This window comes from Streptococcus halichoeri (genome assembly GCF_019774635.1).
GTDB classification, from domain to species: domain Bacteria; phylum Bacillota; class Bacilli; order Lactobacillales; family Streptococcaceae; genus Streptococcus; species Streptococcus halichoeri.
This window is the reverse complement of record NZ_CP081502.1, coordinates 791,315-807,934: the sequence shown is the minus strand read 5'-3', so window position 1 is coordinate 807,934 and position 16,620 is coordinate 791,315. Positions and strand designations below refer to the sequence as shown.

Annotated in this window: 11 protein-coding genes and 1 pseudogene; 1 reads left to right on the top strand and 11 read right to left on the bottom strand. The window is 46.0% G+C overall.

The window, feature by feature from the left end:
• From K5J94_RS03910 to K5J94_RS03885, 6 genes and pseudogenes are all read right to left on the bottom strand, one after another.
• Positions 1-2,052 (bottom strand): BglG family transcription antiterminator, encoded by a 2,052-nt coding sequence (locus tag K5J94_RS03910; protein WP_159583030.1) that lies wholly within the window; start codon positions 2,050-2,052, stop codon positions 1-3.
• 591 nt (positions 2,053-2,643) lie between these two features.
• Positions 2,644-2,748 (bottom strand): annotated as a pseudogene (locus K5J94_RS09735) (LPXTG cell wall anchor domain-containing protein); the annotation flags it as partial.
• Positions 2,749-2,774: 26 nt separating this feature from the next.
• Positions 2,775-3,422: a hypothetical protein gene (locus K5J94_RS09730; RefSeq protein ID WP_221913583.1), complete on the bottom strand. Its 648-nt coding sequence runs from the start codon at positions 3,420-3,422 to the stop codon at positions 2,775-2,777.
• Between the two features lie 259 nt (positions 3,423-3,681).
• Positions 3,682-3,996, bottom strand: a complete 315-nt coding sequence (locus tag K5J94_RS09725) for a collagen-like domain-containing protein (protein ID WP_221913581.1) — start codon at positions 3,994-3,996, stop codon at positions 3,682-3,684.
• A 578-nt stretch (positions 3,997-4,574) separates the two neighbouring features.
• Positions 4,575-4,844, bottom strand: a complete 270-nt coding sequence (gene rpsO / locus K5J94_RS03890; RefSeq protein ID WP_221913579.1) for a 30S ribosomal protein S15 — start codon at positions 4,842-4,844, stop codon at positions 4,575-4,577.
• Positions 4,845-4,980: 136 nt separating this feature from the next.
• The gene (locus K5J94_RS03885) at positions 4,981-6,153 is read right to left on the bottom strand and encodes an MFS transporter (RefSeq protein ID WP_159543084.1); all 1,173 of its coding nucleotides are present in this window, start codon (positions 6,151-6,153) and stop codon (positions 4,981-4,983) included.
• A 250-nt stretch (positions 6,154-6,403) separates the two neighbouring features.
• Here K5J94_RS03885 and def point away from each other — a divergent pair, with 250 nt between their 5' ends.
• A complete protein-coding gene (gene def, locus K5J94_RS03880; protein ID WP_159543087.1) occupies positions 6,404-7,018 on the top strand; it encodes a peptide deformylase in 615 nt (204 codons plus the stop codon).
• Between the two features lie 356 nt (positions 7,019-7,374).
• Here the strand turns inward: def and K5J94_RS03875 are convergent, their stop codons facing one another.
• The 5 genes from K5J94_RS03875 to K5J94_RS03855 form a co-directional block, all read right to left on the bottom strand.
• Entirely contained in the window at positions 7,375-7,989 is a 615-nt protein-coding gene (locus K5J94_RS03875) for a nitroreductase family protein (RefSeq protein ID WP_159543090.1), read from the bottom strand.
• A 137-nt stretch (positions 7,990-8,126) separates the two neighbouring features.
• Entirely contained in the window at positions 8,127-8,552 is a 426-nt protein-coding gene (locus K5J94_RS03870; RefSeq protein ID WP_159543093.1) for a MarR family winged helix-turn-helix transcriptional regulator, read from the bottom strand.
• Positions 8,553-8,662: 110 nt separating this feature from the next.
• Positions 8,663-13,060 (bottom strand): PolC-type DNA polymerase III, encoded by a 4,398-nt coding sequence (locus K5J94_RS03865; protein WP_221913577.1) that lies wholly within the window; start codon positions 13,058-13,060, stop codon positions 8,663-8,665.
• Between the two features lie 389 nt (positions 13,061-13,449).
• On the bottom strand, positions 13,450-14,223 hold the full coding sequence (locus tag K5J94_RS03860; protein ID WP_221913575.1) for a DUF975 family protein: 774 nt from the start codon (positions 14,221-14,223) through the stop codon (positions 13,450-13,452).
• Between the two features lie 466 nt (positions 14,224-14,689).
• The gene (locus K5J94_RS03855) at positions 14,690-16,546 is read right to left on the bottom strand and encodes a proline--tRNA ligase (RefSeq protein ID WP_159543102.1); all 1,857 of its coding nucleotides are present in this window, start codon (positions 16,544-16,546) and stop codon (positions 14,690-14,692) included.
• Positions 16,547-16,620 lie beyond the last annotated feature (74 nt).

Below are 16,620 nucleotides of genomic sequence, written 5' to 3'. Positions count from 1 at the left end.
TTATGCATCTCCTTCTTCAATAATCTGGCGAATGATGGCAAGGATTTCTGGCTTTGTTGGTGCGGCAATCAAAGCAGCAATCTGCTCATCATCTTCTAAAATCATTGCTAATTCTTGTAAAGCTTTTAAATGTGCGGTCGAATCAACCGCAGCTAAGACAAAGATGAGCTGGACGTCTTTGTCATTATCACCCTCATGGGCAAGATCAAAGCTTACAGGATGTTTGAGTTGTAATAAGGACATCCCCAAGTGGTGCACCCCCTGTTCAGGGGCAGCATGCGGCACTGCCACCTTAGGTGCAAGGACAATATAGGCGCCCAGTTCATTTACAGAGGCAATCATGCCCTCAATATAGCGCTTTTCAATAAATCCATGCTCAAGTAAGGGACGAGCCGCTAGACTAATCGCCTCTTGCCAATTGGAAACGGCTGTTTCTTGTTGAATAAAATCTTCTGTCAATAGTTCCAATAGACCAAGTCCTCCAATTTCTTTTTCAAAATGATTGCCAATCAAATAGTCTGACAGATCATAAGCAAGCTCTTCTTGATTACTAATCGTTGCGTGTTTATCAATAATAGCCAACAACTCATCCAGCGCCAGCTGATTGGCCAAGGGAATGTTAAAGTCCCGGCAAACCATTTTCTTTAACATCAATCGCTCAACAGCTCCCATAATCGGCTGCGTCACATAGACTGGCTTTTGACAGGGAAAATGAACCGTGGAAAAGACCAAGTCATAAGTGCTGGCATCCAGCAAAGCAATCTTATCTAACTGATGGATCTCAATAAACTGCAATTGAGGAAACAACTGCTTTAACTCCGCATGCAACATCAAAGACGAACTAATCCCATTAGGACAGACACAAAGAGCCACCAAATGTGTCTTTTCACTGGCCTTTGGCTTTTCCAACCGCCCACCAAAATGAATGGTAAAATAAGCCACCTCATCTTCACTAATAGCTTTGCCTAGTTGCTTTTCTAGGGGTGATAAGCTGCGCTTAACCAGATAAAAAAGAGAGGCATACTGACTTTTGATCTGGTCCTTGAGCGGATTGTGGAGTTCCACATCATAATAGATACGATAATAGGCTGGCAGTAAATGGCTGTATAAATTCTTGCGCAGTGATGGCGTATCATTTAAGACAAGACCTGTATTAACAGAAACTGATTGGATGATCTCCTCCATAATCTGATAGATAGCGGCATGATAACCCCACTCTAAATCTCCTTGGATACAGCCAATGAGACGCGTCAGGATAAATTCAGCTTCCTGCTCAAGGCTGGGGTAGCCTTTTAGTAAGTCAGCTAATAGCAGCGCAATTTGACTAAAGGCAGCTTCTTTTTGCATCACACCTTGACGAGGAAGGGGTTGCCAAAAGGGGTTGAGGCTTAACAAGGCTAAAACATAGGCCAAGCCTCTCATCTTTTCAGCGATATAGACAAGGCCATAGCGGTTACCCAGTCGAAGCAAGCTAGCATGCAGCTCCTCAACTGGGCAGGGGAGGTCTAAGGTTATCAGCACATAGGTGATTAACCACTTCCCTGTGGAATAGGTCAGCAAGTGTGCAATCGTGGCTTCCAAGAGTCGCCGCAAAGCAAGCCCATCTCCGACAAAGTAATAACCTTCTTGTCTGGTATAGACTAGCTGGACACCATAGTCTTGCGTCCACTTGCGCACAAGCTTAAGATCCGTCAGGATGGAATTGCGACTAACCTGCACAAAGCTCTCCAGATGCGTGATAGCCACAAAGTCTTTAGCCAGCAGCAAGTACAAAGTAAGCATTGCTGGTCTTTCGGCTTGAAAGAGATAGTCGGTCATCTCAGGCATCAGACGCTCAAACAAGCTTGTTTCTGTGATGTGGGGAACACCAACCTTTGACTGATTACAGGTTATTTGAGGAAAGCCGTAGCGGGCTAAACTCTCATTGATACGAGCAATATCCGTCAGTAGCTGGCGACGGCTCACTTGTAAGATGGATCCAAATTCTTCCAAGGTATGCTCAGGGTACTGGGAAAAGATCTGAAATTTTTTGATGAGCTCATGGGATAACATGGTATCTCCTCCTATCTATTAGTATAAAGTGAAGCGTTTTCATTTTCAATCCTAATTGGGTCCAAACTCGCGGAGCTAGCTCAGACAGACAATTGGACTCTTGCTGGTCTCAGCAGCTTCACGCCTTATTTTAAAGCAGCTAGCAAGATAATCGAGAAGACTCCCAAAAATCACTTAACAGCAAGAAAGACCAGGAAAGGCTGACAACTAAAAAATAGCTGATAGCACCCGCTCAGGGAAGCTACGCTAAACTTTTTGCTAAAGAAATCCCTTATGGCGCTTGCCAAATGATAGAAAAAACACCTCATTGCTGAGGCGTTTTTGACATTGCTATTTGAAAAGCGAGGAGCCCACCCTCAAAAACCAATGCGCTTGGGGTCGCTGTTATTATCCCAAACTTGCTTAGACAACAAAAAACAAGGGGAGAGTGAGTCGGCTCTTCCCTTGTCCTTGGCAGTTGGTCCTCTCCTCTTGCTCAAAGGCTAGATGAAAGGATTCTAATCACTCAGTAAGAGTGGGTGGCACCTGTGCTTGAGTCTGGCAGAACGGGCACAGCCACCTTTTTTAGTAGTGGTTTTTTAAATAGGATTGTTAGTTGTTTTCCTTACGTTTGTGTGTGAGAACACCCGCCATAGCCATGACACTTAGGGCCGCCGCTGTGAAGAATGGCTGGCGCTGCTCACCAGTCGCTGGTAAGTGCTGGTGTCTAGCTGGCGCTGGGGCTAGCTGAGGCTGAGCTGGCATCGACTGAGGCTGACGACTAGGAGCAGTTGGCGCTGCTGACTGACCTTGTGGAGCTGGTCGGTCTTGAGGCGCTTGCTCTGGTGTTTGTGGTTGATTAGGTTGACTAGGAACCTGTGGCCGGTGCTGCTCTGGGGCATGGGGTGGTTCCACCTCTGGCTTATGCGGCTCTTGAGGCTGCTCAGGTGTATGGGGTGATGGGTCTGCTGGCTTGTCTGGGCTTTGTGGTGTGCCTTGCGGACCTTGGGGCCCTTGCTCACCACGCGGACCTTGGTCACCCTTAGGACCGGCTTCGCCGCGTTCACCTTGGAGGCCTTGGTCGCCTTTTTCACCGCGTTCACCTTGGATTCCTTGGTCACCTTTTTCACCACGTTCACCTTGGATTCCTTGATCGCCCTTTTCGCCGCGTTCGCCTTGGATTCCTTGGTCACCTTTTTCACCACGTTCACCTTGGATTCCTTGATCGCCCTTTTCGCCGCGTTCGCCTTGGATTCCTTGTAAACCTTGTTCACCGCGTTCGCCTTGGATTCCTTGCTCACCTTTTTCGCCGCGCTCGCCTCGAATTCCTTGGTCGCCTTTTTCACCTTGAAGACCTTGTAAGCCTTGCTCACCACGCGGACCTTGGTCACCCTTAGGACCTTGCAGACCATCTCTACCAGCAGGACCCTGTTCACCTTTAGGACCGGCTACTCCGGCTTCACCACGTTCACCGGTTTCGCCTTTATCGCCACGCGGTCCTTGGGGACCAGCGGGGCCTCGTGCACCTACAGGACCAATTGGACCAGCGGGGCCGGCAGGTCCAGTTTCACCACGGTCACCAGTCTTACCAGCAGGGCCTTGGGGTCCTGGTTGACCAGTCTCACCGGTTTCACCCTTATCGCCACGCGGTCATTGCGGGCCAGCGGGACCTCGTGCACCGTCATCACCTTTAGGACCACGCTCACCGCGGGGGCCGGCGGGACCGGGAGGCCCTTGGGGGCCGGGAGTTTGTTGTTTTGATTTTAGAGTGTTAATGGCAACATCATTTTTCTCATGAATAGTATACTCTTGCGTGAAATATTCATTTAAAAATTTTTCAAGTTTCTCTAAATATTCATAAATACTATCTGTAGAGTAAGTATTTCCAGGCAACCAAGCATACCTTTTTACTATAAGTTTGTTAGCTTTGGGAAGACTATGCAGTTTATCGCTAAGTTGTTGCACTTGGGAAGTTCCTTCAGCCTTTACGCTTACCCCCCCCGAGGGTTAGTAATAGGGCCGCCGAAGTCAAGCCATAGCGGCAAACTAGCCGATTAAGGCGCTTGGGTGTGGTCGTTTTCAATTGTCTTTCTCTCCTTTTTCCTTGTGATTAAAATATCGTAAGGTAACTAATATTTTCTACTCAGAGTATTATAGGAGAATGAGAAAGGCTTTTAAAGCTCAAATCCTGTCTTTTTTAAAGATATATGAGCTTATTACAAAAATCAATAGATAATGTGCTTTTTCAAGTTCCGGTTGTTGTCAATTGCCTATTTTCACTTCTCGTTTTTCTTCTTTCGCGTCATTTATTTTTATAAACTTTATTTTTTGAATATGACATTTTTAGGCCTCTACCCTTCTTTTACTTTTTATTCCTAGTAGCCAAAGGGTCTGGCCAGCAAAAAACGCCTCATTGCTGAGGCATTTTCTCATTTTCAACTATAACCGATAGACAGCTAGCAAGTCAGGCTTTAAGCAAGGGTCTGGCTCGGTCTAAAGACTGGCAAGACTAGGCTAAGCTATTGGTTTTCTTTCTGAAACTATTAACGACGAAGTCCAAGTGATTGGATTAAATCGCGGTAACGGTTAACGTCTGTGCGACGTAGGTAAGCCAACAAGTTACGACGGTGACCGATTTTTTTCATCAAGCCACGGTAAGTAGCATGGTCTTTTTTATGTTTTTGGATGTGGTCGTTCAAGTGGTTGATTTCCCAAGTAAGCACGGCTACTTGAACTTCTACAGAACCGGTATCGCCTTCGTGGCGTGCGTATCGCGCGATGATTTCATTTTTTTTCTCTTTTGAGATTGCCATAATAAAGTCTCCTTTTTTTGCTTAATCCGAGTCTTAGGATTGGCCTGCCTAAAACCAAGAAAAAGTTGGTATGTCTTAACGACTATCTCATTGTATCAAAAGCTGTTAAGGAGGTCAAGTAAGGACCTTTGGCTGCTTAATCGCTTAGGTAGTTCACCAGGGCAGGCCGCATAAAAAAGATAAGGATACCAAGAACGAGGCTCAAGATGGCAAAAATGAGATAGGGAGTGGTCGCTTGGTGAGACTTGGCAACGAGCAATTGTAAAACAAGAGCGGCGCCACCACCACCGAGATTGCAGCCCAGTAAAACCAAGGTCGTGGCCTGGTTGAGCTGATTGCCCGGCATCCGCTCAGCCAAGCGATGAAAGACAGCAGTCACTGCGATGCTATTGACATAGCCGGTTAGGAGGGCACCCATTGTTATCCAAACCAAATTATCCCCCTGCCAGAGGAGCAACATGCTAAGGCCTAAAAGAATGGCAAAAGCCTCGACTAAATGCTGCTTAAAGCACTGCAAGGCTAAGCTAAAGCTCATACCCGCAAGAATACCTGTCAGCATCATCAGGCTAAGAATCAAGCTGGCTTGGCTGGCTGTGCCAATCTGTAATTCGGTCATCACAACTGGAATTCGAAGAGTGGTAGCTGTATTCACGACAATCACAAAGCCAGCATAGCTAGCCAGTAAAAGAATGTAGACCATCTGCTTTTTACTAAGAGGCGATTTGCTCAAAACAGGATTAGAACCAGGCTCTTGCGGCTCGGGACGAGAGACAAAGAGCAGATACAAGAGCAAGATAAAGAGCGAAAAGGCGTAAATCATAAAGGCCTTGGACCAGCCAAAAACCAGCAAGTAACCAGCCAGCAGGGTAAAGGCTGCTGAGCCTAAGACCTCTGCAGAAGCTCGGTAACCCAGCATTTTAATGCGCTGGGTCCCCAAAAAGCGTTCGCTAATCATACTAATGGCTCGCGCATTAATCAAGCCAATACCTAAGCCCAAGATGAGGCGAGATAAAAAGACCAGCTGATAGGCTTGGCTAAAGACAGGCAGCGTCCCTCCCAGAGCAATCAAGAGCAACCCTGAAATAATCGTCTGACGCTCATTGAGCCAGCGGCTAAGAACAGGCGTTAGTAATAAGGTCGCTAAGATTGCAAAAGAAGATAAGGAAAATAAAAGTGTAACCGCGCCCTCCTGGTAACCATACCTCTGATAATAGCGAATCATTTGGGGGATGGCTGGCGAGACAGAAAACGGGGAAATCATCATAAGCGAGAGACTTAATAGACTAAACTTTTCAAGGAAGGATTTCATAACCAATGCTTTCGTTTTTTTATAGTTACTTCCAGTATACCCAATTCTAGCGCATAAGCCTAGCCATCAATGTGCAAATCTCCTAATATTTTTATTTGAGTTCTGCATCTATCAAGCAATCACAAGGAGCCTATCACTCTGCCAACAGCTACAGCATCAGCTATTGAAATCGTTACTTTTACCTCTGCCTTCTTTTAAATTTTTATAAAATATGGTATAGTTAACGCAAAGAATAGATAAAGGAGAAAGAATGTCTGTACAAGATAAACTCATAAAACCCAGTCATAACATCACCATGAAGGATATTATCCGCGAAGGCAACCCTACTCTGCGTGCTAAAGCACAAGACGTTGCCCTTCCCCTTTCTGATGAGGATATTCTTCTTGGGGAAAAAATGATGCAATTTTTAAAACATTCTCAAGATCCCGTAATGGCAGAAAAACTTGGCTTACGTGGTGGCGTTGGCTTAGCTGCCCCACAAGTAGCTATCTCAAAGCGCATCATTGCCGTTTTAGTGCCTAATCCCAAAGATAGCGAAGGCAAGCCCCCTAAAGAGGCCTATAGCCTACAAGAAATCATGTACAATCCTAAAATCGTGGCTCACTCCATTCAAGAGGCTGCGCTCGCTGAAGGTGAAGGCTGCTTATCTGTGGACCGCGTGGTTGATGGCTATGTCGTACGCCACGCTCGTATCACTGTGGAATACTATGATAAGCATGGTGAAAAACATCGCGTCAAACTCAAAAGCTACAACGCCATTGTTGTCCAACACGAGATTGACCACATTGATGGCATCTTGTTTTATGATCGCATCAATGAACTTAAACCTTTTGAGGTCAAAGACGACATGCTGCTGCTTGATTAGAGACAGCACGAACTGCTTAGCAAGGTCTAAGCAGTTTTTTTGTTTGGGTGAAAATGGCTGCGCAGACCCAGCTAGCAAAACCCAAGGCCAGTCGCAGCGAGCACTTAAGCTAGCAGCTAGCTAGGAGCTTACAGGCATTTGCTGTCCTAAGCACTAATCGCTACCTGGCCATTTTTTCTGTTACAGCTCAGCTATTTCCCAAAAAAAAGCGCAAGAAAAAACCGGCCGCCACACTAAAGCCAAGTGATATACCCTGTTCAATGGACTAATCCAGTGAGTGGGGTAGCTATCAAGACGGCTCAATATGTCGATCGGTTAGTTTATTTAGAGGCCTATTTTTTAGCTGGGTGCAGGCATTAGCCAATCACTTTGAAACGCTCATCATCGTTCATGAAGTCTTTGTCACCTGCTGGAGCTTCAATCGAACCAAAGTTCAATTGACCACGTAATTTCCAGTTAGCCGGCACATTGTACTTAGCAGCAACAGATGCATCAATAACTGGGTTATAATGTTGGAGGTTACCACCAAGACCATATTCTGCTGCAAGTGCTGTCCAGGTATTGACAGCAGCTATACCGGTTGATTGTTCTGACCATACAGGGAAGTTTTCAGCGTACAATGGGAATTGTTCTTGAAGGCCCTTAACCACATCTTGGTCTTCAAAGAAGAGAACTGTTCCTTTTGAAACACCAAAACTTGCTAATTTTTCTTTAGTAGCGGCCATGGCTTCTTCTGGAGCACCTTGTTCTTTCATGGTAGCTACAAGATCGGTCGCAACCAATTCATTCCAAAATGTTGAAACTTCTTCATCTAAAAGGATAACAGCGCGTGATGTTTGACTGTTAAACGCTGATGGAGACTGACGAATCGCTTCTTTGATGGTTGAAACAAGTTCTTCATTGGGGGTTTGAACATTGCGTCCCATGGCGTAGATTGTCCGACGTGCTTTTAATGATTCTAAAAATGACATAGTTTCTTCTCCTTTTGCTTCACTGGGCAAGCAAGCAGTAATCCCCACTTGCAAGCTGGACCTTTTGGTGTTTCAGTGATTTTTATTACTATATAGTGATTATATTACTACTAGTTAGTAAAGTCAAAGAAAAGGTCTCAACTTTTTTTAAATTTTTTGAGAAGCGTAATCAATTGTTCTTGTTCTGCTGGCGTTAGCACTGAAAAGACTTCCTCCACCTGGGCGATATGAGCTGGCAGTGCTTGCTCAATAACAGCCTGGCCCTTTGCTGTCAAGGTGACAAGAAAGGAACGCTTATCATTGGGACAGGCATCTCGTTTGACCCAGCCTTTTTTGACCATGTTATTAATAACAACAGTCATATTGCCAGAAGTTGCCAACATACTGTCAATCAATTCCCCAATCTTTAGAGGGCCTTTTGCATATAAGACATCCAAAACCGCAAATTGCGTCGGTGTCAAAGCATAAGGTTTATAGGATTCCGAAACGCGGGCATCCACCGTTCGAAAGGCTTTTCGCATGACCACCATCGCTTTTACGGCGGAATTTTTAAATGTTACCATTTGGTCTCCTTAGGTTTTCTTTCCATAATATCACTACTTAGTAATAAAATCAATTTGTTGAACTGCGGTTGGTAGGTCATTTTTTCAATCTTTGCAAAAAGATAGTAGCTTTAAAAGAAATCATCAAACAAGCTTAATTGATTGTCTTCTGGCATATTGCCTAAAATGCCCATGTCTGCCATTTTTTCAACCAAGGTTGAAGAGAGACCGCCGCGCTTACGCAGCTCCATCTTGGAGAGGAATTCGCCTTCTTCGCGTGCTTTAACTAACTGCTTGGCAACGTTATCGCCCAATCCTTCCATGGCCACAAAAGGCGGGATAAGCGTGTCGCCTTTGATTTGAAAATCAGTGGCACTACTATGGTAGAGGTCTAATTTGCCAAAGGTATAACCGCGCTCTAGCATTTCATTGACAATTTCTAAGGTTGTGTAGAGATCATTTTCCACATTGCTGGCTTCATTATTTTTTTTCTTTTGAGCAATGTCTTCCATGCGTGCTTTGACAGCGCCAAGGCCAGCGCTCATGGTTTTTAATTCAAAGGCTTTAGCCCGAATTGAGAAATAAGCACAGTAATACATCAAAGGATGGTGGACCTTAAAGTAGGCCACCCGCAGAGCCATTAATACATAAGCTGCCGCGTGAGCTTTGGGGAACATGTACTTGATTTTACCACAGGATTCAATGTACCAATTAGGGACATTGTTTTCTTTCATAGCAGCAATATAGCCCTTGCGTTCTTCTTCGGAAATCTTGAGCCACATGCCTTTACGCACGCGCTCCATAATGGTAAAGGCCATCTTGGGCTCTAAGCCAGCATGCATGAGATACACCATGATGTCATCCCGACAGCCGATAACCGTTTTTAGGGTGGCGGTTCCTTCTTTGATTAAGTCTTGGGCATTGCCCAGCCACACGTCCGTCCCGTGTGAAAGGCCAGACAGCTGCAATAACTCGGCAAAGGTTGTGGGATGAGTCTCATTGACCATTCCTCGAACAAAGTTCGTGCCAAACTCAGGGATGCCAAGCATGCCCGTAGGCGTGCCAATCTGCTCAGGTGTCACCCCAAGCACTTCAGTACCAGAAAAAAGGGCCATGACATCAGGATCATCAGCTGGGATTTCCTTGGGATCAATGCCTGATAGATCTTGCAGCATGCGAATCATCGTTGGATCATCATGACCCAGAATATCAAGCTTTAAGACGTTCTCATCAATATCATGGAAGTTAAAGTGGGTCGTCTGCCACGAAGCCGTAATGTCTTCGGCTGGGTATTGGACTGGGGTAAAGTCATAAACGTCCATGTAGTTAGGAATAACAACAATACCGCCTGGGTGTTGACCGGTGGTGCGTTTAACCCCAGCCGCTCCGGTGGCTAGTCGATCAACCTCCGCATCAGGGTAAAACTTGCCATAGTCGCGTTCATACCCCTTGACAAAGCCATAGGCGGTCTTTTCAGCGACCGTACCAACTGTCCCTGCCCGAAAGGCATAGGCTTCACCAAAAATATCACGCACATCCAAGTGGGCGCTAGGCTGATCATCACCTGAAAAGTTCAAGTCAATATCGGGTACCTTATCACCGTCAAAACCAAGGAAGGTTTCAAAGGGAATGTCCTGGCCATCTTTTTTATAGGGCGTGCCGCACTGCGGACAAACCTTGTCCTTGAGGTCAAAACCTGAACCAACTGAACCATCGGTAATGAATTCGGAGTGTTGGCACTTAGGACACACATAATGCGGTGGCATGGGATTAACCTCGGTAATCCCAATCATGGTCGCAACAAAGCTAGAGCCGACCGAACCCCGCGAGCCAACTAAGTAGCCGCGTTCGTTGGAACGATTCACCAGAAGCTGCGAGGCGAGGTAAATCACAGCAAAGCCATTCCCCAAGATAGAGGTCAGCTCCTTTTCGATACGCAAATCAATAATATCAGGCAAGGGATTGCCGTAGATTTCAAAGGCTTTTTTATAGGTTAATTCAGCAACCGTTTCCTCAGCCTTGTCCAGGTAAGGTGTGTACAGATCGTTCTTGACCACCTCGACTTCCTCGATACGGTCTGCCATGTCCTGAGTATTTTGCACGACAACTTGGTAGGCTAGCTCTTTACCCAGAAAGGCAAAGTCGTCCAGCATTTCATTGGTGGTGCGAAAGTGGGCCTTAGGCAACGGAGCTGGCTTAGCTCCCTCTCCACGACCAATGGTCCGGTTAATCAGCGCTCCTTGGCCTAAGCTACGAACGATAATCTCCCGGTAGATTTCTTCTTCAGGCTCAATATAGTGAACATTGCCCGTTGCTAGGACCGGTTTATCGGCTCTTTTTCCAACTTCGATTAAATCCTTGATGACCTGCTCAATCCCAGCCTGATCCTTGATCAACTCCCGCGCCACAAGTGGCTGATAAATAGCTGGCGGCATGATTTCGATAAAATCATAGTAAGCTGCTAACGCAACAGCGGCATCAACCCCCTTGGTCATAACAGCATCAAAGACCTCGCCTTCTGAGCAGGCCGACCCCAGCAAGAGCCCTTCACGGTGTTGATCTAAAACCGTCCGAGGAATACGGGGGACCCCTTCGTAGTAGGTAACATTGGACAAGCTGACCAGCTTAAACATATTCTTTAGGCCGGTTTGATTTTGCACGTAGATCGTTGCATGTTTAATCCGCGCTTTTTTATAAGAATCTTCCGCCACAAGCTTAGTATTTAAATCGACCAAGTCAATCACATGGTGCTTTTCTCTGGCTTCTTCTAAAAAGATAAAGAGCAAGCGACCCGTGGCTTCCGCGTCATAATTGGCCATGTGGTGATGCTCAAGCGAGACCTGAAAACGTTTGGTTAGTGGCCCCAAACCATGGCGCTTGTACTCTGGATAGAGATTGCGGGCAAACTCCAGCGTGTCAATCACCGGCTGAGTGATTAAAGAAAGCCCATGGCGCTCATAGTTAGCATTCATAAAGCCAACGTCAAAAGAAGCATTGTGGGCCACAAGCACCGTACCCTGACAAAAGGCCTGAAACGCTGCAAGCACCTCTGGTAAGGACTTGGCCCCAATCAAATGATTATCCGTAATCCCGGTCAACTCTGTCGTAAAGGCCGACAAAGGGTGACCTGGATTGATAAATTCGTCAAACTGCTCAATAATGTTTCCCTTGTACATCTTGGAGGCCGCAATCTGAATCAAATCATTATGGATGGCAGATAGACCGGTGGTTTCAACGTCAAAAACAACGTAGGTGGCCTCGTGCAAATCGAGCGATACAGGGTTGTAGGAGATGGGGACCTTATCTTCTACTAAGTTGGCCTCTAAACCAAAAATTGCTTTAATCCCAGCTCGCTTGGCCCGGTGATAGCCATGGGGAAAGCTTTGCACATTGGCATGGTCAGTAATCGCCACCGCCTTGTGGCCCCATTTGGCCGCAGTGTCAATCAAGTGTTCCACAGTGGGCAGAGCATCCATGGTGGACATATTGGTATGAGCATGAAATTCAACACGCTTTTGCCCATCTGGCATCAAGTCCTTACGTTCGTGATGGACGATTTCTTTTACTTGCTGCACATTCATCGTTAAACTGCGCGTGAAAGGGTTATTTTCGATGTTTCCTTGAACGCGCAGCCAGGCCCCCTTGGTAATCATGTCATACTTGCGCAATTCATCATCGTCTTTGGCCCATTTTTGCATGGCAAAGCTAGAGGTGTAGTCAGTCATCTTGAAATTGATAATGTGCCGACCTGTCCGCGTGGTTTTGCGCTCAACATCAAACACCATTCCCTCAAAAACAATGCGGTTTTCTTCGGTGACAATCTCACTCATCGCAGTGATGGGTGCCTTGTCAAAACCAGCCTGACGCTTCGCCTGACGTTCCTTATAGTCAAAACCTGGCTGTGGACTGGTTTCCTCAGCTGGCGGCTGGAGCGCCTCAAGCGACTGTTGGGCTTGGCGATTTTCCTGAAAAGCCTTTTCTAATAGCTGTTTACGACTAGTCGTAAAATCTTTTTTGAGAGCCTGGCTCTTATCACTGTCTAAGACCAGCTTAATCGGCCACAGCGGGTAGCCAAATAGGCTGAGCTGCTTAGCTAGATTAGGCAGGTGATTCTTCAAAAAATGCTCCTGATCCACAAAATCAGGCACCCGAATGACCAATTCCTCCTCCGTTGCGGCAACGTCTAGAGACGAAAAAAGGGATTTGAAGCTGGCACTATCACAAGGAGCATACCGAAAAGCCTCCTGATAATAGGCTTGCAAAAGGGCCGGATCCTCAGAGACCGTCTCTACCGACACCTGCAAGCTGGCCTTGATGTCCGCCTTGGCAAAGCTATCTTCCAGGCGCTGCCGTAATTCCCGGTAGACGTCTAGGGGTAATAGCTGAGCAAAAACCAAGTGAAATTCCCAGCGGCGCGATAAGGAATGGACCTTAACCTCCTTAATATCAGCTGACGAAAAAACACTTGACTGTCTCATCTCAAGTGGCATTTCGATTTGTTCCATTAATTTCACGAATAAATCTGACATAGTTTTCTCCTGATTTTCTAGACTCTATTTTACCACAATCATGAGCAGTTTTCGACTCTAGACCAAGTGCCTGACAATCACCGCAGATACGTAGAAAGCCACCAGCCTACTCAGCCTAGCTGGCTTCGCCAATAAAGCCTAAACAAAACTTGAACCAAGCCTAAACAAACCTTGAACTAAATTTTAACAAAACCTGGGCAAAGCCTGGCCCTAATTGGGCATCATTGGTTCTACTTGGGCCTGCACACAAAAAAACCGCGAGGCAGCAAGGCTTAAAACCTCACTGCTTCGCAGCTCACTCGGTTGAGCTAAAACGGGCCACTTCAAGGAAAAACCAGCTGAGCAAACAAACGTGCCATTGGTTTTTTAGTTGGCCAGTAAGCGGCAGCCTAGAAGTCCACTTCGTTTTGCTCTGCCAGGTCTTGTGGGATCACATCACAATCACCAGATGACGTTGTCAGGGCCACACCGTCTTGCTCAAGCAAGAGTTGGTTGTAATAAGCCGCATTGGTCGCACCAATATAAGGGGTCAACCAAATAAAGCCAATCCCAAAGGTCAAGCAAGCCAAGATAGCCCAGCCAATAAAGCTTAACTGCAGGACAAAGAATTCCCACTTATGGCCATCCATCAGCTCGCGACTCTTGGTAATCGCACTGGTGATGCTGGTTTTTTCTTGCTTTTCAAAGGCATCCATTTGGATGAAATTAGCCTGTGAGTAGCTATACCCCTTAATAATTCCTGGAATAATTAATAAAAGCGTCCATAGAAAGGTAAAAATACTAATGAGGATATTTAGGAGCAGATAGCGCGTAAAGTGTCTAACCGTAAAAGTGTATTTAAAGGTCGCAAGGACAGACTTGCGCCGGTTGCGAATCAAATCAAGAAAACCCTTTTGGCTACTGATGGTTAGACCAAAATAACCAAGCATCAGTAAAACCGCAACCACTGCTATCCCAGACAGGGCAGAAGCAGAGAGATTCTCAATATAGTTCACCTGCTCAACATCTAAAGAATCTGGAAAGATGCTATCAGCTATCCCATTGCCTAAAAATTGGCCAAGACCGCCTACGGCCGTTGGAATAATCGAAATCGCAATCGCCCAGCCCCAGTTGCCTTTCAAGGCTGCTTTGGCTTCTTGTTTTAGTTCTGCTCTTGTTTTCATAAATCATCTCCTAACAAGCTTTTTTCTTTGAGTATACCACAACCTGCCTGAAAAGTCCGACGTTTCTGCGGCCATTGCTGGATCATCTATCTGAAGAATTGACCTTGTCCAGCTCGCTAACAAAACACGAGACAAGGTAGATCCTTAAAAGATAGAAAAGAGATCGTAACCTACCACCCACCTGCGGTACAAATCAAGAGCACCCTTAGTAAGCTCGAAAGCCTACTAGGAACCAGGAAGCTTTAAATGCAAAGGCAGCAAAAAACTGAGACTGCTTGTCCCAGCTTTTAGGGCTTTTTTTCTGTGGTGGCGTGAGACATTGTCCACCGAGACCACTAATGAATCAGCTTGCCTAGCTTTTAGACCTCGCTTTTGCTCTTCCCACTTCAATTGACATTTTTTGTGACATGAGCAGGACTAAAACAGTAACGCCGCAGCGGCAAAAAGCTAAGCTAGGTCTGGTTTTTTAGGGATGCTGGGTCAAAATCTCTAAAGTTTCAATCAGGTTTTCCTGATGAACTTCAATGCTATCACCACTTGCTTTGATTTTAACTTCGACGATGCCTTCGCTGGCTTTTTTCCCAATCGTCACACGAATTGGCAAGCCAATAAGGTCACTATCAGAGAATTTAGAGCCGACACGCTCATTACGATCATCGGTCAAGACTTCATAGCCTTGGCTTACGAGGTCGCTTTCAATCTTAGCTGTCAAAGTCTGGGCCACCTCGTCTTTGGTGTTGACCGTAATCAAATGCACATCAAACGGAGCTAATTCCTCTGGGAAGTTAATGCCCCAAGCAAAACGATAGACGCCCTTAGGCGTTTTATTAACGAAGATGCGAGCATGTTGCTCAATCACCGCTGATAAAATACGGCTAACGCCAATACCATAGCAGCCCATGATCATATGTTGTGATTTGCCATTTTCATCCAAGACAGTAGCCCCCATGCTATCTGAGTAGCGGGTACCTAGCTTAAAGATATGGCCCACCTCGATTCCCCGAGCAAACTGCAAGCTACCTTGACCATCAGGTGCAAGCTCGCCTTCTTTGACTTCTCGAATATCCACATATTCGGCTGTAAAATCACGCTCTGGATTAACACCGGTTAAATGGTAACCATCTTTGTTGGCGCCAGCAACGGCATTGGCTAGGTTTTGAATATTTCGATCGGCAATAATGGGAATGGCCGAATCAAGGTTTACAGGACCAAGCGAACCAAAGTGGGCGCCAAAGACTTGGTAAGCTTGTTCTTGGCTAGCTGGCGCTAAGAAATCAGCGGCCAAATGGTTCTTTAGTTTGACCTCATTGACCTGGTCATTACCCACCAGCAGAGCAACAACAGGCTTTTCATCGGCAATGTACAAGAGGGTCTTAATGGTCTCTTCTTGGGCAATCTTGAGAAAGTCAGCCACTTCATCAATGGTCTTACAATCTGGAGTAGCCACTTCTGCTAAGTCTGCATATGCAGAGACCTTATTGGTCTTTTGAAAGGCGCTGGTAGCCATTTCCAGATTAGCAGCATAGTGAGAGGCACTAGAATAAGCAATAGTGTCTTCGCCAGAAACCATCCATTTATTAAGCTCTGCCTTGATCTCTGCTAAAACATCTGCTGGAATCTCTGCAATCGAAGCAATTGATTTATCAAGCACCAACCAACGGTTGAGGTCTGTGCGTTTTGGGGTGACAGCCATGAATTCTTGGGAATCCTTGCCTCCCATAGCTCCGCCATCGCCAATAATCCCCTTGAAGTCTAGACCAGCTCTGGTAAAAATATTTTGATAAGCCTGACGGTAGTCTTCATAAGTGACATCTAAATCCTCATAGCTTTGGTGGAAGCTATAGCCGTCTTGCATGATGAATTCACGTGTCCGTAGAAGACCGTTACGAGGGCGCTTTTCATCACGATACTTGGTTTGGATTTGATAGAGGTTAAGCGGCAATTGCTTGTAAGATTTGACAGCATCACGAACCAAGGTCGTAAAGGTTTCTTCATGTGTGGGACCTAGGATAAAATCTGATTGTTCACGATTTTTAAGCTTGTAGAGGTCTTCGCCATACGTTTCATAGCGGCCTGACTCACGCCAGAGGTCCGCATTCAGTAGCGCTGGTGCTAACATTTCCACTGCGCCGATCTTATCGAACTCCTCACGCATGATGCCTTTAATCTTTTCAATGGTTCGATTAGCTAAAGGCAGATAGGCATAAATACCAGCAGAAACTTGACGCACATAACCTGCGCGCACCAGCAAAGCATGGCTGATTACCTGGGCATCGCTAGGCATCTCGCGCAGGGTGGGAATTAACAGTTTTGATTGTTTCATGTGTTTTTCACGATTCCTTGCCTCCTAGGCGTTATTCCCTAAGACATGACACTATGCAGCTAGATCAGCTAGCA

What these genes read in the sequence shown, in the direction of transcription:
- K5J94_RS03910 (WP_159583030.1), bottom strand. Translation starts at nt 2,052, where the DNA reads ATGTTATCCCATGAGCTCATCAAAAAATTTCAGATCTTTTCCCAGTAC.
- rpsO (WP_221913579.1), bottom strand. Translation starts at nt 4,844, where the DNA reads ATGGCAATCTCAAAAGAGAAAAAAAATGAAATCATCGCGCGATACGCA.
- K5J94_RS03885 (WP_159543084.1), bottom strand. Translation starts at nt 6,153, where the DNA reads ATGAAATCCTTCCTTGAAAAGTTTAGTCTATTAAGTCTCTCGCTTATG.
- def (WP_159543087.1), top strand. Translation starts at nt 6,404, where the DNA reads ATGTCTGTACAAGATAAACTCATAAAACCCAGTCATAACATCACCATG.
- K5J94_RS03875 (WP_159543090.1), bottom strand. Translation starts at nt 7,989, where the DNA reads ATGTCATTTTTAGAATCATTAAAAGCACGTCGGACAATCTACGCCATG.
- K5J94_RS03870 (WP_159543093.1), bottom strand. Translation starts at nt 8,552, where the DNA reads ATGGTAACATTTAAAAATTCCGCCGTAAAAGCGATGGTGGTCATGCGA.
- K5J94_RS03865 (WP_221913577.1), bottom strand. Translation starts at nt 13,060, where the DNA reads ATGTCAGATTTATTCGTGAAATTAATGGAACAAATCGAAATGCCACTT.
- K5J94_RS03860 (WP_221913575.1), bottom strand. Translation starts at nt 14,223, where the DNA reads ATGAAAACAAGAGCAGAACTAAAACAAGAAGCCAAAGCAGCCTTGAAA.
- K5J94_RS03855 (WP_159543102.1), bottom strand. Translation starts at nt 16,546, where the DNA reads ATGAAACAATCAAAACTGTTAATTCCCACCCTGCGCGAGATGCCTAGC.